Origin of the sequence: Denitratisoma oestradiolicum (genome assembly GCF_902813185.1) — a bacterium.
GTDB lineage: Bacteria > Pseudomonadota > Gammaproteobacteria > Burkholderiales > Rhodocyclaceae > Denitratisoma > Denitratisoma oestradiolicum.
In genome coordinates, this window is sequence record NZ_LR778301.1 from 2,368,384 (window position 1) to 2,392,686 (window position 24,303).

General features: G+C 63.9%; 18 protein-coding genes. All 18 read left to right on the forward strand.

Annotation, left to right across the window (positions count from 1 at the left end; all coding sequences use genetic code 11):
* Window positions 1-5 precede the first annotated feature (5 nt).
* The 18 genes from DENOEST_RS10785 (at window position 6) to DENOEST_RS10870 (ending at window position 24,203) form a co-directional block, all read left to right on the forward strand.
* Entirely contained in the window at window positions 6-1,496 is a 1,491-nt protein-coding gene (locus tag DENOEST_RS10785; RefSeq protein ID WP_145772242.1) for a Ni/Fe hydrogenase subunit alpha, read from the forward strand.
* 186 nt (window positions 1,497-1,682) lie between these two features.
* The gene (locus tag DENOEST_RS10790; protein ID WP_145772243.1) at window positions 1,683-2,168 is read left to right on the forward strand and encodes a hydrogenase maturation protease; all 486 of its coding nucleotides are present in this window, start codon (window positions 1,683-1,685) and stop codon (window positions 2,166-2,168) included.
* A complete protein-coding gene (locus DENOEST_RS10795) occupies window positions 2,169-2,771 on the forward strand; it encodes a chemotaxis protein CheD (protein ID WP_145772244.1) in 603 nt (200 codons plus the stop codon).
* 51 nt (window positions 2,772-2,822) lie between these two features.
* Complete coding sequence (locus DENOEST_RS10800) at window positions 2,823-4,232, forward strand: bifunctional enoyl-CoA hydratase/phosphate acetyltransferase (protein WP_145772245.1); 1,410 nt, start codon at window positions 2,823-2,825, stop codon at window positions 4,230-4,232.
* 152 nt (window positions 4,233-4,384) lie between these two features.
* The gene (locus tag DENOEST_RS10805; protein WP_145772246.1) at window positions 4,385-5,587 is read left to right on the forward strand and encodes an acetate/propionate family kinase; all 1,203 of its coding nucleotides are present in this window, start codon (window positions 4,385-4,387) and stop codon (window positions 5,585-5,587) included.
* A 288-nt stretch (window positions 5,588-5,875) separates the two neighbouring features.
* Window positions 5,876-8,758, forward strand: a complete 2,883-nt coding sequence (locus DENOEST_RS10810; RefSeq protein ID WP_145772247.1) for an adenosylcobalamin-dependent ribonucleoside-diphosphate reductase — start codon at window positions 5,876-5,878, stop codon at window positions 8,756-8,758.
* 228 nt (window positions 8,759-8,986) lie between these two features.
* Window positions 8,987-9,289 carry a hypothetical protein gene (locus tag DENOEST_RS10815; protein WP_145772248.1) on the forward strand — a complete coding sequence of 101 codons (303 nt, stop codon included), beginning with the start codon at window positions 8,987-8,989 and terminating at the stop codon, window positions 9,287-9,289.
* Between the two features lie 238 nt (window positions 9,290-9,527).
* On the forward strand, window positions 9,528-10,355 hold the full coding sequence (locus DENOEST_RS10820; RefSeq protein ID WP_145772249.1) for an SDR family NAD(P)-dependent oxidoreductase: 828 nt from the start codon (window positions 9,528-9,530) through the stop codon (window positions 10,353-10,355).
* A gap of 14 nt (window positions 10,356-10,369) precedes the next feature.
* On the forward strand, window positions 10,370-11,152 hold the full coding sequence (locus tag DENOEST_RS10825; RefSeq protein ID WP_145772250.1) for an SDR family NAD(P)-dependent oxidoreductase: 783 nt from the start codon (window positions 10,370-10,372) through the stop codon (window positions 11,150-11,152).
* A 31-nt stretch (window positions 11,153-11,183) separates the two neighbouring features.
* A complete protein-coding gene (locus tag DENOEST_RS10830; RefSeq protein ID WP_145772251.1) occupies window positions 11,184-12,248 on the forward strand; it encodes an alkene reductase in 1,065 nt (354 codons plus the stop codon).
* 73 nt (window positions 12,249-12,321) lie between these two features.
* The gene (locus DENOEST_RS10835; protein ID WP_170228311.1) at window positions 12,322-13,011 is read left to right on the forward strand and encodes a TetR/AcrR family transcriptional regulator; all 690 of its coding nucleotides are present in this window, start codon (window positions 12,322-12,324) and stop codon (window positions 13,009-13,011) included.
* A 371-nt stretch (window positions 13,012-13,382) separates the two neighbouring features.
* Entirely contained in the window at window positions 13,383-13,844 is a 462-nt protein-coding gene (locus DENOEST_RS10840; protein WP_145772253.1) for a chemotaxis protein CheW, read from the forward strand.
* The gene (locus DENOEST_RS10845) at window positions 13,837-15,288 is read left to right on the forward strand and encodes a CheR family methyltransferase (RefSeq protein WP_170228312.1); all 1,452 of its coding nucleotides are present in this window, start codon (window positions 13,837-13,839) and stop codon (window positions 15,286-15,288) included. The genes DENOEST_RS10840 and DENOEST_RS10845 overlap by 8 nt, the downstream gene beginning before the upstream one ends.
* Window positions 15,285-15,911, forward strand: a complete 627-nt coding sequence (locus tag DENOEST_RS10850; RefSeq protein ID WP_145772255.1) for a chemotaxis protein CheW — start codon at window positions 15,285-15,287, stop codon at window positions 15,909-15,911. The genes DENOEST_RS10845 and DENOEST_RS10850 overlap by 4 nt, the downstream gene beginning before the upstream one ends.
* A 30-nt stretch (window positions 15,912-15,941) precedes the next feature.
* Complete coding sequence (locus DENOEST_RS10855) at window positions 15,942-17,786, forward strand: methyl-accepting chemotaxis protein (RefSeq protein ID WP_183148239.1); 1,845 nt, start codon at window positions 15,942-15,944, stop codon at window positions 17,784-17,786.
* Between the two features lie 33 nt (window positions 17,787-17,819).
* Window positions 17,820-19,547, forward strand: coding sequence for a methyl-accepting chemotaxis protein (locus DENOEST_RS10860; RefSeq protein ID WP_145772446.1), 1,728 nt, complete (start codon window positions 17,820-17,822; stop codon window positions 19,545-19,547).
* A gap of 22 nt (window positions 19,548-19,569) precedes the next feature.
* The gene (locus DENOEST_RS10865; protein ID WP_183148240.1) at window positions 19,570-21,795 is read left to right on the forward strand and encodes a methyl-accepting chemotaxis protein; all 2,226 of its coding nucleotides are present in this window, start codon (window positions 19,570-19,572) and stop codon (window positions 21,793-21,795) included.
* Between the two features lie 50 nt (window positions 21,796-21,845).
* Complete coding sequence (locus DENOEST_RS10870; RefSeq protein ID WP_145771306.1) at window positions 21,846-24,203, forward strand: hybrid sensor histidine kinase/response regulator; 2,358 nt, start codon at window positions 21,846-21,848, stop codon at window positions 24,201-24,203.
* The last annotated feature ends 100 nt before the right edge of the window (window positions 24,204-24,303 follow it).

Sequence of the window (24,303 nt, forward strand, 5' to 3'; positions counted from 1 at the left end):
CCGCAATGATCCACGAACTCGAAACCGCCGACCCCACCGGCAAGAACCTCAAGCGTGTCGCCATCGATCCGGTTTCCCGGGTGGAGGGCCACGGCAAGGTCACCCTGCTGCTGGATGAAAACAACCGGATCCACCAGGCGCGTCTGCATATCGTCGAATTCCGGGGCTTCGAGCGATTCATCCAGGGCCGGCCCTACTGGGAGGTGCCAGTGATGGTGCAGCGCCTGTGCGGCATCTGCCCGGTGTCCCACCATCTGGCGGCCTCCAAGGCCATGGACGTAGTGCTGGGGGCGGACCGTCTGACCCCGACGGCGGAAAAGATGCGTCGCCTGATGCACTACGGCCAGATGCTGCAATCCCACGCCCTGCATTTTTTCCACCTGTCCTCGCCGGACCTGCTGTTCGGCTTCGACTCCGAAGTGGGCAAACGCAACATCGTCGGCGTCATTGGAAAGTATCCCGAGATCGCCAAAAAGGGGGTGCTGCTGCGCAAGTTCGGCCAGGAGGTGATCCGCATGACCGCCGGCAAGCGGGTCCATGGCACCGGCGCCGTGCCCGGCGGGGTGAACAAGGCCCTGTCCCGTGACGAGCGGGAAATCCTGCGCGCCGATATCTATCAGATGGTGGCCTGGAGCCGGGAGGCGGTGTCCATCATCAAGGAGCTGCATCAGCAGAACCCGGCCCTCTACGACAGCTTCGGCGCCTTCCGCTCCAACACCATGAGCCTGGTGGCGCCGGACGGCGCCCTGGATTTCTACCACGGTGCGCTACGGGCACGGGATGCCGACGGAAAAATCATTTTCGATCAGGTGGATTATCAGACCTACGACCAGGTGATCACCGAGGAAGTGAAGCCCTGGAGCTACATGAAGTTTCCCTTCCTGCAACAACTGGGCCCCGAGGAGGGCTGGTACAAGGTGGGCCCTCTGGCCCGGGTGCAAAACTGCGACAGCATTCCCACCCCCTTCGCCGAAGCCGAGCGCAGGGAATTCGTGACCTATGGGGGAGGCCGCCCCATTCATGCCACCCTGGGCTACCACTGGGCGCGGATGATCGAAATGCTCTTTGCCGCCGAGACCATCAAGGATCTGCTCAACGATGATGACCTGGAGGGCCAGGACCTGATGACGGGTGGCGAACGGCGCAAGGAAGGCGTGGGCGTGATCGAGGCCCCCCGGGGCACCCTGTTCCACCATTACCGAGTAGGGGACAACGACCTGGTGACCATGGCCAATTTGATCGTATCCACCACCAACAACAACCAGGCCATGAACACGGCGGTACGGGAAGTGGCGAAGAAATACCTGGACGGAAAGGAACTCACCGAAGGTCTGCTCAACCACATCGAGGTGGCGATCCGGGCCTTCGACCCCTGCCTGTCCTGCGCCACCCACGCCCTGGGCCGTATGCCCCTGGAACTGCGCCTGGAAGACTGCGAGGGCCGCCTGCTGGACCGCCTGCACAAGGATGCCAGCGGCGCCATCTCCCGTTCGTGATACCCGGATTTTTCAATTGAACCTAGAAAACTCAGTTGTCTGGACGAAATCCATTCATCCTTCGACAAGCTCAGGACGAACGGATTTCTGGAGTGTCACCCGGTGGGTGAAAGTACCGTTCGCCCTGAGCAGCCCGCACAGCGGGCGTGTCAAAGGGCCATCGAAGGCCCAACTGAGGTTTTAAAATTGAAAGCACCCACACTGATTTTCGGCTGGGGCAATCCAAGCCGGGGGGACGACGCCCTGGGTCCCTGCTTTGTCGAGGCCATGGAGGCCCTGGTCGAACGTCATCCGGAGTGGGGTCCGGTGGATTGCCTCACCGACTTCCAGCTCCAGGTGGAGCATGCCCTGGACCTCCAGGGCCGGCGCCGGGTGCTGTTCGTGGATGCCAGCCTCACGGCCTCGCCACCCTTCACCGTGGAGACCCTCGCCCCGGCCCGGGATGGGAGCTTCACCTCCCACGCCATGTCGCCCCAGGCCCTCTTGCAGGTGTATTGCGAACTGGAGGATGAACCGCCCCCCGAAGCCCGGCTGCTGGCCATCCGGGGCGAGGACTTCGAGCTGGGCCAGCCCCTCTCGGCAATGGCCCGCCAGCACCTGGCAGCCGCCATGGCCTGGACCGCCGGCTGGATTGAAGCAGCAGTGCCGGCGCCACAAAAGGAGATGTGCTGAATGCAAGCGCTGGCGCATTCCCCCACTCCTTCGGCCCTTTCCGGCAAGACCCTGGAGCGCCTGGCCCACAATATCAATCCCGGGGGCTGGGCGGTGGAAACCGAGCGCCCCATTTCCACCTTGCTGGGCTCCTGCGTGGCGGTCTGCCTCTACGACCCCAAGCTGCGCCTGGGGGGCATGAATCATTTTCTGCTGCCCAGCATCAGCCGCTCCAGCAATGCCGACATCGATGTGGTTCTCAACGGCGACTATGCCATGGAGGTCCTGGTCAATGCCCTGCTGGACAAGGGCGCCCAGAAGAGGCGACTGGTGGCCAAGGCCTTCGGCGGCGGCAACATTGTCAGTTCCATCCGCATGGCCATCGGCGATCGCAATGTCCAATTCGCCAGGGAATGGCTGGGGCGGGAAGGTATCCCCCTGCTGGCTTCGGATTTCGGCGGCCCCTGGTCCCGCAAGGTGATCTGCGTGCCTGCCAGCGGCGAAGCCTATTGCCGCCGCACCCCCATCACCCAGCCGGAGGTGGCAGCCATCGTCAAGGAGGAACAGGCCTACGAGCAAAGCCTGGTGGCCACGGCGAAAACAAAACGGGTGGAACTGTTCTGAACGTACCCGAAGTTCCGCCCCTCCCCACATTTTTTCAGGAGGATATCCCTCATGCTGGACCCAACCGACTACATCGAGAACAAGACCTACGACGAAATCCAGGTGGGTGACTCGGCCTCCCTGTCCCGAGTGCTGACCCCCGAGGACATCCAGATGTTCGCCGTGATGTCCGGCGACATCAGTCCCACCCATCTGGATGCGAACTACGCCCGTTCCTTTGCCTTCCGGGAGGTCATCGCCCATGGCATGTGGCCGGGCATCCTGATCACCACCCTGCTGGGCACGGAGTTTCCGGGGCCGGGGGTGATCTTCGTGGACCAGTCGATCCATTTCTCCCGCCCGGTGCGGGTGGGCGACACGGTCACGGTCACGGTCACCTGCCAGCGCAAGTTCGACCACAACCACCACATGATCTTCGACTGCCTCTGCGTCAATCAGGATGGGGCCCAGGTGATCCACGGCACTGCGGAGGTCAGGGCGCCCACGGAAAAGGTGCGCCGGCCCAAGATGGACCTGCCCCAGCTCAGGCTCTCCGAAACCAAGCAGACCCGCTACGAGCACCTGCTGACCATCACCGAAGGCCTCTCCGCCATCCCCATGGCGGTGGTCCACCCCTGTGACAAGGAGTCCCTCGCCGGCGCCCTGATGGCCCGGGACGAATGGCTGGTGGCCCCCATCCTGGTGGGACCCGAGGACAAGATCCGCAGTCTGGCCGAGCAGCACGGCCTGGACCTGACAGGTTGCGAAATCGTGGATGTGCCCCACAGCCACGCCGCTGCCGAAGTGGCCGTGAAACTGGCTCGGGATGGCAAGGTGGAGGCCCTGATGAAGGGCTCCCTCCACACCGACGAGTTGATGAGCGCCGTGGTGGCCAAGGACATCGGCCTGCGCACGGCTCGTCGCATCAGCCACGTGTTCCTGATGGACGTACCCACCTACCCGCGCCCCCTGATGATCACCGATGCGGCAGTCAACGTGCAGCCCAATCTGGAAGACAAGGTGGATATCTGCCAGAACGCCATCGATCTGGCCCACATGCTCAAGATCGCCGTACCCAAGGTGGCCATCCTGGCCGCCGTGGAAACCGTGAATCCCAGGATGCAGGCCACCCTGGACGCCGCCGCCCTGTGCAAGATGGCCGATCGGGGCCAAATCAAGGGCGCTTTGCTGGACGGTCCCCTGGCCTTCGACAACGCCATCTCCCTGGTGGCGGCCAAGACCAAGGGCATCCAGTCCCTGGTGGCGGGCCAGGCCGATATCCTGCTGGTGCCCGACATCGAGTCCGGCAACATGCTGGCCAAACAGTTGGAATACCTGGCCGACGCCCTCTCCGCCGGCATCGTGCTGGGCACACGGGTCCCCATCGTGCTCACTTCCCGGGCCGACAGCGCCCGCACCCGCACCGCCTCCACCGCCATCGCCGTGGTGATCGCCCATGCCAAGCGAGCGGCGAGGGGTTAACGCACCGGGTCACGAACGCCACTCCCGAGGATGCCAATGCGCAAAAGCCAATTGAAGGCCCCCCACCCCCATCCCCGCCCCAGGGCGGGGCTACCCATCGGCTCGCTCCGCTCGAACCTCACACTCGACTCCGTTACTGATTTTTCACGTTAATGAAAGACGCCATCCTCACCCTCAACGCCGGCTCCTCCTCCATCAAGTTTGCGCTCTATGAACTGAGCGACCCAATACCGGAACAGGCCGAGCTCACCGGACAGATCGACGGCATCGGCGCCCGGCCCCACATCAAGGCCCGGGACAAGAGCGGCCAGGCCCTTGATGACGTGGATATCCCCCTGGCCGGGGATGCCGACGCCCAGCATCATGCCGCCGTGGAATTCCTGGTGCAGTGGCTCCATGGCCATGAGGCCGGCTGGCGCATCGCCGGGGTCGGTCATCGGGTGGTCCATGGCGCCGACCGCTATTCCCGCCCCCTGCTGCTGGATGATGAAAACATCGCTGTGCTCCAGGGCTTCATCCCCCTGGCGCCCCTGCACCAGCCCCACAACCTGGACGGCATCGCGGCCCTGCGCGCCTGCCTGCCCGAGATTCCCCAGGTGGCCTGCTTCGACACCGCCTTCCACACCACCCAGCCTCCGGTGGCCACCCGCTACGCCCTGCCCCGGCGCATCTCCGACCTGGGAGTGAAGCGTTACGGCTTTCATGGTCTCTCCTACGAATACATCGCCGAAACCCTGCCCCAGTACCTGGACAACCAGGCCCGGGGCCGGGTAATCGTCGCCCACCTGGGCAACGGCTCGTCCCTCTGCGCAATGAAGGATGGACGGAGCATCGCCACCACCATGGGTTTCACCGCCATCGAGGGTCTGATGATGGGCACCCGCACCGGCAGCATCGATCCGGGGGTACTGCTCTACCTGATGGAGTTCCAGGACATGGACGCGGCAGCCCTGACCCGGCTGCTCTACAAGGAGTCCGGCCTGCTGGGTGTCTCCGGCATTTCCCAGGATATGCGCACCCTGCTGGTCTCCGAAGCGCCGGAAGCCCGGGAAGCGGTGGACCTGTTCTGCTATCGCATCGTGCGGGAAATCGGCTCCCTGGTGGCCGCCCTGGGGGGCCTGGATGTCCTGGTGTTCACCGCCGGCATCGGCGAACATGCCGCCCCGGTGCGGCAGCAGGTCTGCTCTGCCCTCTCCTGGCTGGGCATGGAACTGGACCCGGCGGCCAATGCCGCCGACGCCCGGTGCATTTCCCTGGTCGGTTCCGCCACGCCGGTGCTGGTGCTACCCACCAACGAGGAATGGATGATCGCCCGACACACCGCCGAACGGATTGCCCGCCCGCCGGTCTCCTGAATAAATCCGCCATCTTTTTGGAATCAGCCACTTACGACAACGGTCATATTCCGTGCCCGGATTCCCTGCCAGGAATCCGGATAAGGCACCTGAAAATCCGGCTTTTCCCGCCCTTCCCCTACCGCTACCTACATACTATATCTAGTGCGTTCCAGAGCTACATGCACAAACTATAGTGCAAGTCCTTGTTTCTACGATAAGCAAAATATTTTGCTTTGCATCCCCAAAAGACGTGGCTATGCTCGGTCGCCAGAGTTAATTGATCAACCCTTTTCTTCGGATCAGAAAATGACAACAGACATCCGCGGCACTGAGGAATACCACCATCACATCGGCCAGCTTGGCCTGCCCCTGCCCCAGGAAATCTCGGGCGAAGTCCTGCTGGAAAAGTACGCCAAGGGCAATGAGCGCGACGTTCATGAAGTACGCGCCCGCGTGGCACGAGCCCTGGCCGCGGTGGAAACCGAGGACAAGCGCCTGCATTGGGAGACCCGCTTCCTGGAAGCCCAGGAACAGGGTTTCGTGCCCGCCGGCCGAATCAATTCCGCCGCCGGCACCGACCTCTGCGCCACTCTGATCAACTGTTTCGTCCAGCCGGTGGGAGATTCCGTGGGCGAGACCGTGGACGGCCGCCCCGGCATCTACACCGCCCTGGCCCAGGCCGCAGAGACCATGCGTCGCGGCGGCGGCGTGGGCTACGACTTTTCCTCCATCCGCCCGGTGGGCGCCCTGGTCAAGGGCACCCAGTCCCGGGCCTCCGGCCCCATCTCCTTCATGCGGGTGTTCGACCGCTCCTGCGAGACCGTGGAATCCGCCGGTGCCCGCCGCGGTGCCCAGATGGGGGTACTGCGTTGCGACCACCCGGACATCGAGGCCTTCATCCACGCCAAGGACCAGGGGGACCTGACCAACTTCAACATCTCCGTGGGCGTCACCGATATTTTCATGCAGGCCGTGGAAAGCGACGGTTACGCGGAACTGGCCCATCGCGCCGAACCCACCCCCGACCTCAAGGCCGAGGGCGCCTACCAGCGGGAGGATGGACTCTGGGTATACCGCAAGGTGCGGGCCCGGGATCTGTGGGACCAGATCATGCGCTCCACCTATGATCACGCCGAACCCGGCATCCTGTTCCTGGACCGGATGAATCGGGACAACAACCTCTATTACTGCGAGACCATCGAGGCCACCAACCCCTGCGCCGAGCAGCCCCTGCCTCCCTATGGCTGCTGCTGCCTGGGTTCCATCAACCTCACCCTGTTCGTCGAGGCGCCCTTCACCGAGCAGGCCAGCTTCAATTTCGCCGGTTTCGCCCGGGTGATCGAAAGCTCGGTACGCATGCTGGACAACGTGCTGGACACCACCCACTGGCCCCTGGAGCAGCAGCTCGAGGAAGCCCGCAACAAGCGGCGCGTGGGCCTGGGCTTCACCGGTCTGGGCGATGCCCTGATCATGCTGCGGCTGCGCTATGACAGCGCCGATGCCCAGATCATGGCCACCAGGATTTCCGAATTCATGCGGGACCAGGCCTACCTGGCCTCGGTGGAACTGGCCACGGAACGGGGCGCCTTCCCCCTGTTCAATGCCGACCTCTACCTCTCCGGCGGCAACTTCGCCTCCCGCCTGCCCCAGGAAGTGAAGGACAAGATCCGCAAGCACGGCATCCGCAATTCCCACCTGCTGTCCATCGCCCCCACCGGCACCATCTCCCTGGCCTTTGCCGACAACGCTTCCAATGGCATCGAACCGCCCTTCTCCTGGACCTACACCCGCAAGAAGCGCATGGCCGATGGCACCCACAAGGAATACGCGGTGGAGGACTACGCCTGGCGCCTCTACAAGCACATGGGAGGCGATACCAGCCAGTTGCCGGAGTATTTCGTCACCGCCCTGGAAATTTCCGCCCAAGCCCACAAGGATATGGTGGCAGCCGTGGCCCCCTATGTGGACACCTCCATCTCCAAGACGGTGAATGTCCCCGAGGACTATCCCTACATCGAGTTCGAGGATCTCTATATGTCCGCCTGGAAGGCGGGCCTGAAGGGTCTGGCCACTTACCGCCCCAACGCGGTGCTGGGCTCGGTGCTCTCGGTGGAATCCAGCGCCCAGAAGCAGCCCCAGGACGTGACCATCGACAGCGCCAACCGCCGCATGTCCATCGGCGCCCTGCCCGCGCCAGTGTTGGCCAGCCTCCGTTGGCCGGGCCGTCCCAGCCTGCCCGACGGCAACACCGCCTGGTCCTACATGATCAACACCCCCAACGGCGCCTTCGCCCTTTTCGTCGGACAGACCGAGAGCGAAAACGGCCGCGGCGTGCCCTTCGAAGTCTGGGTCAACGGTTCGGAACAGCCCCGGGGCCTGGGAGCGGTGGCCAAGACCCTGTCCATGGACATGCGCGCCAACGACACCGCCTTCCTCAGGCTCAAGCTCGACGCCCTGGCCAAGACCGTGGGCGAGGAAAGCTTCGAGATGCCCTTCCCGCCCAACGGCGAGCACCAGCTGATGCCCGGCGTGGTGGCAGCCTTCGCCCGGGTGGTGCGCTACCGCTGCGAACGCCTGGATGCCCTTGACGGCAACAACCCGACGCCGGTGCTGGATGCCATGTTCAGCCGCGAGGAGCCCAAGACCGGCACCGACGGCACCCTCTCCTGGACGGTGGACATCAGCAACCCGGCCTCGGGCGAGGAATTCGTACTGGGCCTGAAGGAGATCACCCTGCCCGACGGCGTCACCCGCCCCTACTCGGTATGGCTCTCCGGCAACTATCCCCGCGCCCTGGACGGCCTGACCAAGCTGCTGTCCCTGGACATGCGGGTGATGGACCCGGCCTGGATCGGCATGAAGTTGAGGAAGCTGATCGACTACCCGGAACCCCTGGGCGACTTCATGGCCCGGGTGCCCGGCCAGCAGAAGCAGCAGAACTGGCCTTCAACAGTGGCCTACATCGCCCGCCTGATCATCCATCGCTACTCCATGCTGGGCATCCTGGACGAACACGGCTACCCGACCCGGGAAATGGGTATCCTGGAAACCCCGGGCGCAGTCCCCGAGAAGGGGGGAGTCAAGGTCCAGCAGGGCTCCCTCTGCGCGGAGTGCGGCAACATGACCGTGATCCGCAAGGACGGCTGCGACTTCTGTACTGCCTGCGGAGCGGTGGGAACCTGCGGATGAGTTGGGGTAGTAGCCTTAGGGAAGCACCGAACAAGTCCCAATGCGTCATTCCGGCGAACGCCGGAATCCAGAAAAATCAACGCACTGGACACCGGCTTTCGCCGGTGTGACGGACTTAATCGGTGTTTCCTTAGTTGTCGCTCGTCAGCTTAAGTTGCAAGCGCACCATCAATCAGCCCCAGGATCGCAAGATCCCTGGGGCTGATTTTTGATCTCGGGACATTCCCCATGAAAATCCACCAGATTCCCCATGGCACCCGCTTCGAATATGAAGGCGAGGTGTATGTCAAAAGTGGTCCCATGCTAGGCACTGGCAATGGCGGCCAACGCCTGATTCCGAAATACGCCATCATCAAGCCCCTGGATGGCATCCCGGCGGACATCCAGCCGCCTCGAAGCGATCAGTTGCCCCGGGAACAAACCATGCAAGCCCTGGAAGCCTTCCTCGCCACCTGCCTGACCCTGGTGCCAGAAGAACGGCACCCGGAACTGGAAAGCGCCCGTCAAACACTGCTGCGAGCCCTCGGATAAGACTATTTCGGCAGGTCACCGAAACAGTCCCCTCCGCCCCCATCCCCATGAAATAAAGACAGGCGCCGGCGGGGGATCTTATTTAGGCCTATCGTCCTATTTACTATTGTCAGACATGGCCCTCCTGGGGTAATGTAGGGCTCCCCCCGGGCGCGATCAATAGTGGAGTTCCTGATGGAACCGGTCTTCCTCCGCGCTCGACGGTCAACAGATCACCGAACATTCCGAGGAGCCTTCCATGAAACTTGAAAGCAAGATTGCCCTAGTCACCGGTGCCGGCTCCGGCATCGGCCGCGCCACGGCCCGCCGTTTGGCCCAGGAGGGTGCTGCCGTGGTGGCGGTGGATCTCAACCAGGCCGGCGCGGCAGAAACCATCAGCACGGTCAACAGCCGTGGCGACGGCCTGGCCCTGGCCTGCAATGTCAGCGACAGCGCCGCGGTGGCGGCGGTGATGGCCCAGGTGGAAGCGCGCTATGGCCGCATCGACATCCTGGTCAACAACGCCGGCATCGGCAGTGCCCCCGGCGATGGCTTTGCCGCGCAACTGGGACGCATGGCGGAGCGCGGCGAACAAATGAAGCGCGGCGAGAAGCCCACGGTCCATGCCGACCTGATCATCGACATGGAGGATGACGGCTTCTGGGGCGTGATGAAGGTCAATCTGGGGGGCACCTTCTATTTCTGCCGCGAGGCGGTGCGCCTGATGATCAAGGTCGGCACCCAAGGCTCCATCGTGAACATCGCCAGCACCTCGGCCCTCTCCGGCGAAGGCGCCCTGCACTACGCCGCATCGAAATCCGCGCTGCTGGGCCTGACCAAGAGCCTGGCTCGGGAACTCGCCACCCGCGGCATCCGCGTCAATGCCATCTGCCCGGGGCCAACCAATACCCCGATCCTCGGCGGCATCGGCGACGACTGGATCCAGGCCATGATCAACGGCACCCTGATCGGCCGCCTCTGCGAGCCCGAGGAAATCGCTGCCACCGCACTTTTCCTCGCCTCCGGCGAGGGATCGGCCTTCACCGGCCAGACCGTCGCCGCCAACGGTGGCAGTCTTTTGATGTAAGCGGGAGAACGAACATGACCCAACGTTTCGCCAACAAGGTGGTACTGATCACCGGCGGTTCCAGCGGCATCGGCGCCGCCACCGCCAAGCGCCTGGCCGCCGAGGGCGGCATGGCCGTGATCTGCGGCCGGCGCCAGCAGCCCCTGGAGGAGGTGGTGGCCGAGATCCGCGCTCAGGGCGGCAAGGCCGACTGGGTGATCGCCGACGTTTCCGACGAAGCGGCCGTCAATGCCGCCGTGGCCGAAACCGTGAAGCGTCACGGCCGGCTGGACATCCTGATCAACAACGCCGCCACCGTGGTCTGGGCGATGATCGAGGGCAGCAGCACCGCCGACTGGAACGCCTGCCTGCAGGGCTCCCTCTCCAGCGTCTATTTCGGTACCCGGGCCGTATTGCCCCAGATGAAAAAACAGGGTGGCGGCGCCATCGTCAATATTTCCTCCGTCTGCGGCCTGCTGGGCTCGCCGGGCATGGGCGCCTACGGTGCGGCCAAGGCCGGCATGATCAGTTTCTCCCAGGTAGCGGCGCTGGAAGGCGCGGCTGACAACATCCGGGTCAATGTAGTGATCCCCGGCATCGTCATGACGCCCCCCACAGCAGCCGTGATGGCGGACGAGAAGGCTGTTACGGCGTCGGCCCGGGCAGTGCCCTTGCGTCGTATTGGCAAGCCCGAGGAACTGGCTGCCGCAATCCTGTTCCTGGCTTCCGACGATGCGTCCTACATCACCGGCACCACCCTGACGGTGGACGGTGGCAAGACCTGCGAACTGAATACCGGCGCGGCGGACTTCAGCTGACCGCGCACCTGCATCCCTCTAGGAGTTTTTCATGAGCGTTACCCTGTTCGATCCCCTGCAACTGGGCGAGATCGCCCTCGCCAACCGGGTGGTAATGGCCCCCATGACCCGCAGCCGCGCCAGCGATGGCGACATGCCCAACGACCTGATGGTGGAGTACTACCGCCAGCGGGCCAGTGCCGGCCTGATCGTCACCGAGGGCGTACACCCGAGCAAGAACGGCAAGGGCTATTGCCGCACGCCGGGCCTGTTTTCCGAAGACCAGGTGGCAGGCTGGCGCAAGGTGACCGATGCGGTCCACGCGGAAGGCGGCAAGATCGTCGCCCAGTTGATGCACGTGGGCCGGGTGGCGGCGAAGCTCAACAAGGATGCCGATGCGGAGACAGTAGCTCCCTCCGCCATTCGCGCCAATGTCCAGTTGTTCACCGATGCCGGCGGAATGATGGATACGGAAATGCCGCGGGCCCTGGAAACCGCCGAGATTGCCGGCGTGATCGCCGAGTACGTGCATTCCGCCCGCTGCGCCATGGCGGCCGGCTTCGATGGCGTGGAACTCCATTGCGCCAGCGGCTATCTGCCCGCCCAGTTCCTCCACTCCAACAGCAACCAGCGCACCGACGCCTACGGCGGCAGCGCCCAGAACCGCATCCGCTTCGTGGTGGAAACCCTGGAGGCCCTGAACGGTGCCATCGGCGCCGGCAAGGTGGGCTATCGCATCTGCCCGGGCAACCCCTTCAACGACGTGAAGGATGACAACCCGGCCGAGACCTTCGGCGCCCTGCTGGCCGCCACGGCCAACATGGGCCTGGCCTACCTGCATGTGATCCAGATGCCGCAACTGGGCATCGACTGCCAGGCCCTGGCCCGGCCCCTGTTCCCGCACAACCTGATCATCAACGAGAGCTTCAACCAGGAAAGAGGCGCCAAGGCCCTGACCGCCGGCCAGGCCGATGCGGTGGCCTACGGCCGCTACTACATTTCCAATCCGGATCTGGTGCGCCGCTTCCGCGAAGGGCTACCTCTGGCGAGGTTCGATGTCGACACCCTATACACTCCGGGAGCCCGTGGCTATACCGATTACCGCTTCGCCAGTTGAACCCCACGGTATCATTCGCCATTGATCCGCCATCATTGCGATGAATAATCAGCGGCCACTTCCCGTGAGGACCATGAGCAAGCCCACCGAGCCAGTCCCGTCTGCAGGTGCCCTTCCCAAGCCCCGCAAGGCCCCGCGTCAGCAGCGCTCCCAGGCGACGGTGGGTTATATCGTCGAAGCGGCGCGGCAGATCCTCTACAACGAGGGTGCTGCCGCGGTCACTACCCGGCGGGTGGCGGAACGCTCTGGGGTGGCAGTGGGTTCCCTGTACCAGTACTTTCCCAACCGGGACGCCATCCTTGCCCGTCTCGCCGAGGAGGAAGTAGTCCGGGAGTCCGAGGCCATGCAGCAGCACTTCAATGAACTGCGCAAGCTGCCTATCAATGAGCACCTGATTCAGGTGAGCAAACGGATTGTGGAAACAGAACGCCGCATGATGGCCTTCGGTGGCGACTTTTACCGTCGCTATGTCCAGCACTATCAAGTGATTCAGCGTGTCGGCAAGTCCCGTTCCGGACAGATTCTGGATGTCGAAACATCGATTCGAGACAGCAGAAAGAATCTGGAGATTCGTGGCAACGAAATCAGCGAGACTGACCTGAATCTGGCTGCCTATCTGTTGGGGCGGGGTATCCCGGCGATGCTGCGTGCCCTGGTCTCCGAACGGCCGGAACTGCTCAACTCCGATCGTTTGCCCCTGATCCTGTCACGCCTGTCCATGGCCATCGTGGACGGCGTGGAATCCTCGCCGCAGGACAAATAATCCGCCCGATCCGGCACCGGATTGGCATCGATTTCCGGCGCCCCGAAAAAATTCGCGTTTCTGCCAGCACCGGAAATCTCCCTGCCCGCCTAGAACCGGCTCATGGCCCGCAAAAAATAGTTGCCGGCTGCTGACGCGCCCCATCCCAATTCCCCGGTCTTGCCTGCGGCCAGAACTGGCGCCTCTTCATCGATTTGGTGCTATGCCTAAAGTCATAGATCACGGCCAGCGCGAGCCAGCTTCCATGATCATTAGCGGGTTGTCATGGGACAAAATCTAAGCTAGACAGTCACCAGGCTTGGCAGGCGCTTGCTGCCCGAGCCTGCCCTCCCGGTCTTGAAGCTTATTCCCTGAACAGGGTCGGAGTCCTTATGAAACTGGCCGTCGCTTTCTCCCTGGCTGAACAGCGCTTCGCCTTGCCCGTGCAATGGGTGGAACAGGTGGTACGAGCCGTGGCGGTTACCCCCCTGCCCAAGGCACCGCCAGTGGTGCGGGGCATCATCGATTTCCGCGGCGAGGTCGTGCCGGTCATGGATATTCGTCAGCGACTCGATTTGCCATCCCGACCAATGGCGCTTTCCGACCAAATCATCATTGCCCGCGCCAGCGGCCGCCACATTGCCTTCTGTGTGGAAGCCATCATCGGCGTTGTTGAATGGGACGGCGCGGATTTCGTCGCCACCAATACCATTGTTTCTGGTGTTGAATTTCTCGATGGCGTAGTCAGGAACCAGGAGGGCATGATCCTGGTGTACGACCCGGATGCTTTTTTCCTCCCGGCGGAACAACTGATGCTAGACCAGGCCATGGGGCAAGACCATGTTCATGGATAAGTCCATCGGCTTTTCAGCGGAAGGCATCCGCGATGCCATTTGTGAATTGCTCTTGACCCGCCTGGGGCTGCATTTCTCCCCCGAGCGCTGGACCGACCTGGTGCGACGGATCGCGGCGGCAGCGCCGGAACTGGGCTATGACAGCACGGAAGCCTGTCTCCAGGGGCTGATCGGCGCTCCTCCGGGGCGGCGGGAACTGGAGGTGCTGGCGAGTCACCTGACAGTGGGGGAAACCTATTTTTTCCGCGACCCCGAAACCTTTGCCGCCCTGGAGCAGCAGGTGCTGCCCGAGCTGATCCGCCGCCGCCGGGAAACCATGCGACGCATCCGCATCTGGAGCGTCGGTTGCAGCAGCGGCGAGGAGCCCTATTCCATCGCCATGACCCTGGCCGGGCTGCTGCCCGACCTGGAACGCTGGAACATTTCCATCCTCGCCACCGACGTCAATCCCCATGCCCTGGCCCGTGCCCGGGATGGCATTTATGGCAACTGGTCCTTTCGCAATCCCCTGCCCCTTTTCGCGCAGCGCCACTTTATTCCCCAGGCGGGAGGACGTCGGGTGGTCTCGCCCCGAATCAAGTCCCTGGTGAGTTTTGGCTACCTCAATCTGATGGACACCTCCTATCCAGCCATCGAGACCAATACCAATGCCATGGACATGGTGTTCTGTCGCAATGTGCTGATGTACTTTCATCCCCAGGGGGCACAGCAGGTCCTGGAGCGGCTGGCCGGCTGCCTGCTGGAAGGGGGTTGGCTGGTGGTCAGCCCGGTGGAGAACTCCCTGGTGCATAGCCCCTTGCTGACGCCCTGTCGGCTGCCGGAGCTACAGCTTCACCAGAAGGTCAGTCCGGAATCCGGGCCATGGCCCATGCCGGAATTCCCCCTGTCCGTCCCGGCGGCCACCACCCCGCCAGTCGAATGGGCACGGTTCGAGCCTGCCCCTGCCGCAAACCTCGAAACCGTCACCCCGCTGATGCCAGCCTCATCTCCGCTCACGGCCCCGTCCTTGCCGGAAAGCGCGCCATCCTCGCCAGAGATACTGGTCCGGCAGGCCAGGGATTTGGCCAATCGGGGCCTGCTGACGGAAGCCCTGGCCTGTTGCGAGGGGGCCATCGCCCTGGACAAGCTCAACCCGGCCTGGACCTTTCTGCGCGCTTCGGTACTGCTGGAACTGGGGCACCGGGAGGCCGCCAGCGCGGCCCTGCTGCGCTGCCTGTACCTGGACAACGCTTTCGTCATGGCTCATTTCGTCCTGGCCAACCTGCTGCTGGGCCTGGGACAGCGCAAGGAGGCCCGCAGGCACTACCGCAATGTCCTGGATCTGCTCACCGCCTGCGATCCCGAGCAGGTGCTGACGGAAGCGGACAGCATCACCGCAGGACGCCTGCGGGAAGTCGTCGAGGCGACGCTGGCGGCAATTCCATCGAATGAGGTGACGGCATGAGCAAGAAGAAAGGGGCCGAGCCCCGGCGCGCCATCGACTGGAACGAGGTCCATGGCCGCCTGGAGCGGGCACGGCAAGCGGTGGAAAGCGGGGCCACGCCGGACGCCATGGAAACCGCGCGCATCCTCGCAGACCGGGCCCGTGCACTGGCCATTCCGGCCCGTGAGGAGCGCCAGGGCGAGGAGATCGAGGTCATCGAGTTCCTGCTCTCCGGAGAGCGCTATGGCCTGGAATTCACCTATGTGCGGGAAGTGTTTCCCCTGGTCGAGCTGACCCGTCTGCCCTGCACTCCGTCCTTCGTGCTGGGCATCGTCAATGTACGCGGCGAGATTGTTTCCGTGGTGGATCTGCGCAAGTTCTTCGACCTGCCGGAAAAGGGACTCACCGACCTCAACAAAGTCATCATCCTGCATTCCGAGACCATGACCTTCGGCATCCTGGCCGATGTGGTGATCGGCGTGCGCGCCCTGGCCCGGGACACGCTGCAAGCCTCCCTGCCGACCCTGACCGCGTTGCGGGAGGAATACCTGCTGGGCGTGACCCATGACCCCATGACCATCCTCGATGCCGCCCGACTGCTGGCGGACCCCCATATCGTTGTAGAGGAATCGGTGGAGGCCTGAACCGGCCACCCCCCAGAAAAGGAGCGGCAAATGAATACAACGATCGGAGCCAAGCTGTGGTTAAGCTTCCTGGCGATTCTGACGATCCTGCTGGTGGTGGGCAGCGCCTCCTATCTGAGCACGGCAAAGCTGACCGAGACTGCGCAATTGGTGTCGCGTACCCTGGAGGTACAGGGCCGACTGAAGGACCTGATGAATGCCATGGATGACATGCAAATCGCCCAGCGGGGCTATGTCATCACCGGAGAGGACTCCTATCTGGAACCCTATCACGCAGCCCGCGACCAACTGGATGGCATCCTGCGCGGCCTGAAGGAACTGACGGCGGATAGTGCCGAGCAACAGCGGCGGCTGGAGCACATCGGCCCCGTCATCAGCGCCCGCGTAGCCTACACCGGGGAAATCGTCGAACTGCGCCGGACCAAGGGCTTCGAGCCAGCGCGTAAGCTCATGGTGACCGGCAAGGGCAAGAAACTGACCGATGAATTGCAGGCCATTGGCAGGGAAATCGAGGATCAGGAAGTCTCCCTGCTCAAGCGTCGGCAAGAGGATGCCAGGGCTGGAGCCGAGAGCGCGGTGCTAACCATCATCGGTGGCGTCCTGGTGGCCGCGGCTCTGGTGGCAGGGGCCGGCATCTTTCTCACCCGCCACATCGCCCGGCCTTTGCAGGAAGTGACCGAGGTGGCGGAAAGGATCACCGCCGGGGAACTGGCCACCGACCTGTCGCCGGGCAACCGGAAGGACGAGATCGGCACCCTGATGCAGGCCTTTGTCCGGATGGCCGAATCCCTCCAGGCCAAGTCCCGCCTGGCGGAGCAGATCGCCGCCGGTAACCTGGGCGCCCAGGCTGTACCCGACTCCCCCCGAGACGTGCTGGGCAACGCCCTGGCTGCCATGGTGGAAAGCCTGCGCGCCAAGGCCTTGCTGGCCGAGCAGATCGCAGGGGGCGACCTGAGCGCCCAGATTGCGCCCCAGTCCCCCCAGGACGTGCTGGGCAATGCCCTGGCGGCGATGGTGGCGAGCCTGCGCAAGATGACCCAGGAGATCGGTGAAGGCATCAATGTCCTGGCCGCCTCCGCCAGCGAGATCGTCGCCTCCACCACCCAGGTGGCCTCCAGCTCCGCCGAGACCGCCACCGCGGTGAGCCAGACCATGGCCACCGTCGAGGAGGTCAAGCAGACCTCCCAACTGGCCGCCGAGAAGGCCCGGCAGGTCTCCGAGTCGGCCCAGCGCACCGTCGAAATATCCAAGAGCGGCAGGAAATCCGTGGACGAGTCCGTCGAATCCATGCACCGCATCCAGGAGCAGATGGAGTCCATCGCCGAGAGCATCGTCCGCCTCTCCGAGCAGGGACAGGCCATCGGCGAAATCATCGCCACCGTGAATGACCTGGCCGAGCAATCCAACCTGCTGGCCGTGAATGCCGCCATCGAGGCCGCCAAGGCCGGCGACCAGGGCAAGGGCTTCGCCGTCGTCGCCCAGGAAGTCAAGAGCCTGGCCGAGCAATCCAAGCAGGCCACGGCCCAGGTCCGCGCCATCCTCGGCGACATCCAGAAGGCCACCGGCGGCGCCGTCATGGCCACCGAGCAGGGCAACAAGGCGGTGGAAGCCGGCGTCAAGCTCTCCGCCGAAGTGGGCGAGTCGATCCGGGTGCTGGCCGAGAGCATCGCCGAGGCCGCCCGGGCCGCCACCCAGATCGCCGTCTCCGCCCAGCAGCAACTGGTGGGCATGGACCAGGCGGTGCTGGCGATCCAGAACATCCGCGAGGCCAGCAGCCAGAACGTGGCCAGCACCCGCCAGACCGAGGGCGCCGCCCAGAACCTTCACGAGCTGGGCGTGAAACTGAAACAACTGGTGGCCCGCTATCGGGCCTGATGCACTCTGAAAACGAAGCGGGAGCAAAGGCAAATGAAGACCTCGATCGGCGCGAAGTTGTGGCTGAGTTTCCTGGCGATCCTGGCGATCCTGCTGATGGTGGGCAGCGCCTCCTATCTGAGCACAGTGAAACTGACCGAGACGGCCCAGTGGGTGTCCCATACCCGGGAAGTCCAGGGGCGACTGAAGGATCTATTGATCGCCATGGATGACATCCAGGTCGGACAGCGGGGCTATGTCATTACCGGAGAAGAGTCCTATCTGGAGCCCTATCAGGCAGCCCTGGGCCAGGTGGATGGGATTCTCCGAAACCTCAAGGAACTGTTGGCGAACAACACCGAGCAACTGCGGCGGCTGGAACGCATTGTTCCGATTGTCAGCAATAGATTGGCCCATTCCAAGGATCTGGTGGAGCTACGGCGCCGCAAGGGCTACGAGGCGGCCCACAAGGTGGTCATGGCCGGCCAGGGCGAAAAGCTGATGGATGAGCTGCGCGAGGTGATGAAGGAAATGGAAGACCAGGAGCTGATATTGCTCAAGCAACGCGAGGAGGAAGCCAGGACCAGCACGGAACATACGGTGCAGACCATCATTGGCGGCGTCCTGGCGGCCGCGGTCCTGGTGGTGGGGGCCGGCATCTTCCTCACCCGTCATATCGCCCGGCCCCTGCGGGAAGTGACCGAGGTGGCGGAAAGAGTCACCGCCGGAGAACTGGCCACTCACCTGTCACCGGGCAACCGGGACGACGAGGTGGGAGCCTTGATGCGGGCCTTCGTCCGCATGACGCAGTCCCTTCAGGGCATGGCGACCGCGGCGGAACGGGTGGCGGGAGGAGATCTCACCGTCCAGATTGCGCCCCAGTCCCCCCAGGACGTGCTGGGCAATGCCCTGGCGGCGATGGTGGCGAGCCTGCGCAAGATGACCCAGGAGATCGGTGAAGGCATCAATGTCCTGGCCGCCTCCGCCAGCGAGATCGTCGCCTCCACCACCCAGGTGGCCTCCAGCTCCGCCGAGACCGCCACCGCGGTGAGCCAGACCATGGCCACCGTCGAGGAGGTCAAGCAGACCTCCCAACTGGCCGCCGAGAAGGCCCGGCAGGTCTCCGAGTCGGCCCAGCGCACCGTCGAAATATCCAAGAGCGGCAGGAAATCCGTGGACGAGTCCGTCGAATCCATGCACCGCATCCAGGAGCAGATGGAGTCCATCGCCGAGAGCATCGTCCGCCTCTCCGAGCAAGGACAGGCCATCGGCGAAATCATCGCCACCGTGAATGACCTGGCCGAGCAATCCAACCTGCTGGCCGTGAATGCCGCCATCGAGGCCGCCAAGGCCGGCGACCAGGGCAAGGGCTTCGCCGTCGTCGCCCAGGAAGTCAAGAGCCTGGCCGAGCAGTCCAAGCAGGCCACGGCCCAGGTCCGCGCCATCCTCGGCGACATCCAGAAGGCCACCGGCGGCGCCGTCATGGCCACCGAGCAGGGCAACAAGGCGGTGGAGGCCGGCGTCAAGCTCTCCGCCGAGGTGGGCGAGTCGATCCGGGTGCTGGCCGAGAGCATCGCCGAGGCCGCCCGCGCCGCCACCCAGATCGCCGTCTCCGCCCAGCAGCAACTGGTGGGCATGGACCAGGCGGTGCTGGCGATCCAGAACATCCGCGAGGCCAGCAGCCAGAACGTGGCCAGCACCCGCCAGACCGAGGGCGCCGCCCAGAACCTTCATGAGCTGGGCGTGAAACTGAAACAACTGGTGGCCCGCTATCGGGCCTGAGCAGAAGGGAAAGGTGGAAGGCATGTATGTACCGCGGGATATCCGACAACTGATGCCGTTGTGGTCGAGACGGCTGGGCGGCGTCAGTATCGTTGTGGGCAGCATGGTATTGCTGGGCTGGCTGTTGGACATTCCAACCCTGAAGAGCCTGCACCCCGACCTGGTTACGATGAAAGCCAACACCGCGCTCTGCTTCTTGTCGGGCGGCGTCTCACTATATTTATGGCATGGCAGTGACGCCAGCCTGCGTCAACAGCGCGCCGCCTCGTGGTGTGCACAAGCCCTGGTACTGGTGGGAGGGCTGACCCTGGCGGAATACCTGCTGGGACGCGATTTCGGCATAGACCAGCTTCTGTTCAGGGAAGCCGAGGGAGCCGTGGCCACTTCATCGCCAGGACGCATGGCGCCGAACACGGCCCTGAGCTTCATACTGCTCGGCCTGGCCCTGACCAATCTGACCAGGAGCCGGCAAGAGGACCAACTGCCACGCTATTCGCAGGAACTTGCCCTGGCAGCCCTGGTGATCGCCCTGATCGCTTTGTTTGGCTATGCCTATGGCGTACATACCCTATATGGTTTTGCCAGCTATACGCGGATGGCCGTACACACGATGGGAGCCTTCCTCGTGCTGGCGAGCGGCGTCCTGATCGCCGTGCCGAATCAGGGGCTGATGGCCGTTGTCACTGCTCCGGGATCGGGAGGGCAGTTGGCACGCCGACTGCTGCCGGCAGCACTCGCCATTCCGGCAATTGTTGGCTGGTTGTTCATGGAAGGAGCACGAAAAGGCGCCTATGACATGGCCTTTGCCCTGACCTTGGTCGTTGTGAGCAACATCCTGGTGTTTTCTGTTCTCATCTGGTGGAACAGCAGATCCGTGGAGCAAGTCGATCGGGAGCGCCAACAGACCGAAGAGCGCTTCCGTAACGCCATCGAAGCCGCACCCAACGGCATTTTCATCGTCGATCGAAACGGACGGATCATCCTGGTCAATGCCAGGGCGGAACAGATGTTTGGTTATCCGCGGACGGAACTTCTGGGACAGTCAATCGAGATGCTGGTACCGGAACGCTTTCGTGCCAGGCATTCGAGCTACCTGACCTCCTATTTCCACAACCCAAGCACGCGTCCCATCGGCACTGGCCGCGATCTCTTTGGAAAGTGCCGGGACGAACGCGAGTTTCCGGTGGATATCGGTTTGAGCCCCATCCATAGTGACGAGGGTGACTTTGTGTTGACCACCGTCATTGATATCAGTGCGCGCAAGGAGACTGAAGACGCACTGCGCCAGGCCCGGGATCAACTGGAAGTACGAGTAGAGGAAAGGACCAGGGATCTGGCCACGGCCAATGATGCCGCCCAGGCTGAAATCATCGAGCGCAAGCGAGTGGAGCAGCAACTCATCCAGTTGATGACCGAAGTTCAGAAGACGGTGGACATCCTGGCCGCCTCCGCCAGCGAGATCGTCGCCTCCACCACCCAGGTGGCCTCCAGCTCCGCCGAGACCGCCACCGCGGTGAGCCAGACCATGGCCACCGTCGAGGAGGTCAAGCAGACCTCCCAACTGGCCGCCGAGAAGGCCCGGCAGGTCTCCGAGTCGGCCCAGCGCACCGTCGAAATATCCAAGAGCGGCAGGAAATCCGTGGACGAGTCCGTCGAATCCATGCACCGCATCCAGGAGCAGATGGAGTCCATCGCCGAGAGCATCGTCCGCCTTTCCGAGCAGGGACAGGCCATCGGCGAAATCATCGCTACCGTGAATGACCTGGCCGAGCAATCCAACCTGCTGGCCGTGAATGCCGCCATCGAGGCCGCCAAGGCCGGCGACCAGGGCAAGGGCTTCGCCGTCGTCGCCCAGGAAGTCAAGAGCCTGGCCGAGCAGTCCAAGCAGGCCACGGCCCAGGTCCGCGCCATCCTCGGCGACATCCAGAAGGCCACCGGCGGCGCCGTCATGGCCACCGAGCAGGGCAACAAGGCGGTGGAAGCCGGCGTCAAGCTCTCCGCCGAAGTGGGCGAGTCGATCCGGGTGCTGGCCGAGAGCATCGCCGAGGCCGCCCGGGCCGCCACCCAGATCGCCGTCTCCGCCCAGCAACAGATGGTGGGCATGGACCAGGCGGTGCTGGCGATCCAGAACATCCGCGAGGCCAGCAGCCAGAACGTGGCCAGCACCCGCCAGACCGAGAGCACGGCCCAGAGCCTTCACGAACTGGGCGTGAAACTGAAACAACTGGTGACCAGCTACCGGGCCTGAAGGAATTGTCGTGACAACTTCGCTCAAGGGTGCCAAACATTGGACATGACATGGACAAGAACAATGAAGCCTTCCTGAAGCGCCTCCTCGCCACTTTTCAGGGTGAGGCCGCAGAGCATGTCCAGGCGCTTTCTGCGGGATTGATCGAACTGGAAAAAACGACGGAACCAACCCAGCGCCAGAGCATCGTCGAAACCGTGTTCCGCGAGACCCACAGCCTCAAGGGCGCGGCTCGGGCCGTGGGCAAGACCGAGATCGAAACCCTCTGCCAGGCCATGGAACACTTTTTCTCCCTGCTCAAGGGGGGCGATATCGAACTCTCTCCGGCCCGCTTCGAGTTGCTCTACGACGCGGAGGACCTGCTCGGCAAGTTGCTCGCCGGCATCGGCGGGGAGCCCACCAAGGCGAATCTGGCGGCCCTGTGGGAGCTGACCCAGCGTTTCGCCGCCGCGACCGGCACTGCCGGCAACGGCAAGACCGCCACGATCGTCCCGGCCGCACAGACAGGCATGGCAGACATGGCGGCGCCAGAGCCGGTCACGCCCGCGCCGGCTCCTGCCACCGGCAGCCATAGCAATGCCTCCTCGGCACCGACAGCGGAGTCCGGGCCGGCGGAAACTCTCCTGGCACGGACGGGTGACACCGTGCGAGTGCCAGTGACGCGGCTGGATGCGATCCTGTTCCAGTCCGAATCCCTGTTGTCGGCCAAACTCACTGCCCACCAGCGCGCCCAGGACATCCGTGCGGCCCAGGGAGCCTTTGTCACCCTGGCCCAGCAGCGCGCCCGGATCGCGCCCGAGATCCGCGCCTTGCAGCGGCGTCAGGAAAGGTCCGAGCGCAAGGAAGGCCATGGCCGGACGGACCCGCAACTGCGGCGCCTGCTGGAATACCTGCTGCTGGAGGATGACTTCATCAAGGGCTATGAACCGCGGCTGGAAAACCTGGCCAAGGCCGCCGAGCACGACTGGCGAACCCTGGGGGGCATGGCGGACGGTCTGCTCGACGATGTGAAGATGGCCTTGATGCTGCCCGTGGCCTCGGCCATCGAAGTGCTGCCCAAATTCGTCCGGGATGGCGCCCGCAGCCAGGGCAAGGAAGTGGACTTCCATGTCAGCGGCGGCGAAACCGAGATCGACCGTCGCATCCTGGAAGATCTGCGCGATCCCCTGATCCATCTGATCCGCAACAGCCTCGACCATGGCGTCGAGAAGCCGGAGGCGCGCCTGGCGGCGGGCAAGCCGCGCCGGGGCCGCGTCGATCTCGGCATCAGCCAGATGGAAGGAGGGCGCATCGAAATCCTGGTGGCCGACGATGGCGCCGGCATTGCCCTGGACAAGGTGCGCGAAGCGGCACGCAAGCTGGGACTCAGCCATGGCGACGAGGAGGAAACCCAGGACGAGACAAGCCTGCTGGGTCTGATCTTCCAGTCCGGTCTCTCCACCAGCCCCATCATCACCGATCTTTCCGGCCGCGGCCTGGGCCTGGCCATCGTGCAGGAGAAGGTGGAACGCCTGGGTGGCTCGGTCACGGTGACCTCCAAGCCCGGCGCAGGCACCCGTTTCCGCCTCACCCTACCCCTGACCCTGTCCACCTTCCGTGGCGTGCATATCCGTTGCGGAGAACGGGAATTCATTTTTCCCACCATGCATCTGGCCCAGGTGGCGCGGGTGGCACAGCAGGAGATCACCACGGTGGAAAACCGCGAAACCATTCCCCTGGGCGGGCAGACCGTGTCCCTGATACGCCTGGCCCAGGTCCTGGACATCGCCGGGGACCCGGTGGAAACGGCGGAGGAGAATGTGCCGGTAGTAGTGGCCGGATCGGGGGAGAACCGCATCGCCTTCCTGATAGACGAGGTGCTGGGAGAACAGGAGGTCCTGGTCAAGAGTCTGGGCCGGCAACTGCGGCGGGTGCGCAACATCGTCGGCGCCACGGTGCTGGGCAATGGCCGGGTGGTACCCATCCTTCACGTGCCGGACCTGCTCAAGTCGGCGCGACGCAGCTCAGCGCCCGGCCTGCGGCCCATGGCTGCGGTGGTGGAGGAGCGCAAGTCTCTGCTGGTGGCGGAGGACTCCATCACTTCCCGCATGTTGCTCAAGGGCATTCTCGAAGCCGCCGGCTACCAGGTCAGGACCGCCGTGGATGGCCTGGATGCCTATACCCAGTTGCGCACCGAGCCCGCGGACCTGCTGGTATCGGATGTGGATATGCCCCGCATGAGCGGCTTCGACCTGACCGCCAGGATCAGGGCCGACAAGACCCTGGCGGATCTGCCGGTGGTACTGGTCACCGCCCTGGAGTCCCGGGAGGACAAGGAACGGGGCGCGGAGGCGGGCGCCAACGCCTACATCGTCAAGAGCAGCTTCGACCAGAGCAACCTGCTGGCGGTGATTCGGAGGTTGCTATGAAGGCTCGCCCCCCTTCGCCCCCCTCCGGGGGGTTCGATACGGCTCGCTTTGCTCGATATCACGGGGCACTCCGTGGGGACACCGAGGGGTTGCGGCTGGC

What these genes read in the sequence shown, in the direction of transcription:
- DENOEST_RS10820 (WP_145772249.1), top strand. Translation starts at nt 9,528, where the DNA reads ATGAAACTTGAAAGCAAGATTGCCCTAGTCACCGGTGCCGGCTCCGGC.
- DENOEST_RS10845 (WP_170228312.1), top strand. Translation starts at nt 13,837, where the DNA reads ATGGATAAGTCCATCGGCTTTTCAGCGGAAGGCATCCGCGATGCCATT.
- DENOEST_RS10830 (WP_145772251.1), top strand. Translation starts at nt 11,184, where the DNA reads ATGAGCGTTACCCTGTTCGATCCCCTGCAACTGGGCGAGATCGCCCTC.
- DENOEST_RS10860 (WP_145772446.1), top strand. Translation starts at nt 17,820, where the DNA reads ATGAAGACCTCGATCGGCGCGAAGTTGTGGCTGAGTTTCCTGGCGATC.
- DENOEST_RS10835 (WP_170228311.1), top strand. Translation starts at nt 12,322, where the DNA reads ATGAGCAAGCCCACCGAGCCAGTCCCGTCTGCAGGTGCCCTTCCCAAG.
- DENOEST_RS10825 (WP_145772250.1), top strand. Translation starts at nt 10,370, where the DNA reads ATGACCCAACGTTTCGCCAACAAGGTGGTACTGATCACCGGCGGTTCC.
- DENOEST_RS10840 (WP_145772253.1), top strand. Translation starts at nt 13,383, where the DNA reads ATGAAACTGGCCGTCGCTTTCTCCCTGGCTGAACAGCGCTTCGCCTTG.
- DENOEST_RS10805 (WP_145772246.1), top strand. Translation starts at nt 4,385, where the DNA reads ATGAAAGACGCCATCCTCACCCTCAACGCCGGCTCCTCCTCCATCAAG.
- DENOEST_RS10815 (WP_145772248.1), top strand. Translation starts at nt 8,987, where the DNA reads ATGAAAATCCACCAGATTCCCCATGGCACCCGCTTCGAATATGAAGGC.
- DENOEST_RS10865 (WP_183148240.1), top strand. Translation starts at nt 19,570, where the DNA reads ATGTATGTACCGCGGGATATCCGACAACTGATGCCGTTGTGGTCGAGA.
- DENOEST_RS10795 (WP_145772244.1), top strand. Translation starts at nt 2,169, where the DNA reads ATGCAAGCGCTGGCGCATTCCCCCACTCCTTCGGCCCTTTCCGGCAAG.
- DENOEST_RS10785 (WP_145772242.1), top strand. Translation starts at nt 6, where the DNA reads ATGATCCACGAACTCGAAACCGCCGACCCCACCGGCAAGAACCTCAAG.
- DENOEST_RS10855 (WP_183148239.1), top strand. Translation starts at nt 15,942, where the DNA reads ATGAATACAACGATCGGAGCCAAGCTGTGGTTAAGCTTCCTGGCGATT.
- DENOEST_RS10870 (WP_145771306.1), top strand. Translation starts at nt 21,846, where the DNA reads ATGGACAAGAACAATGAAGCCTTCCTGAAGCGCCTCCTCGCCACTTTT.
- DENOEST_RS10850 (WP_145772255.1), top strand. Translation starts at nt 15,285, where the DNA reads ATGAGCAAGAAGAAAGGGGCCGAGCCCCGGCGCGCCATCGACTGGAAC.
- DENOEST_RS10810 (WP_145772247.1), top strand. Translation starts at nt 5,876, where the DNA reads ATGACAACAGACATCCGCGGCACTGAGGAATACCACCATCACATCGGC.
- DENOEST_RS10800 (WP_145772245.1), top strand. Translation starts at nt 2,823, where the DNA reads ATGCTGGACCCAACCGACTACATCGAGAACAAGACCTACGACGAAATC.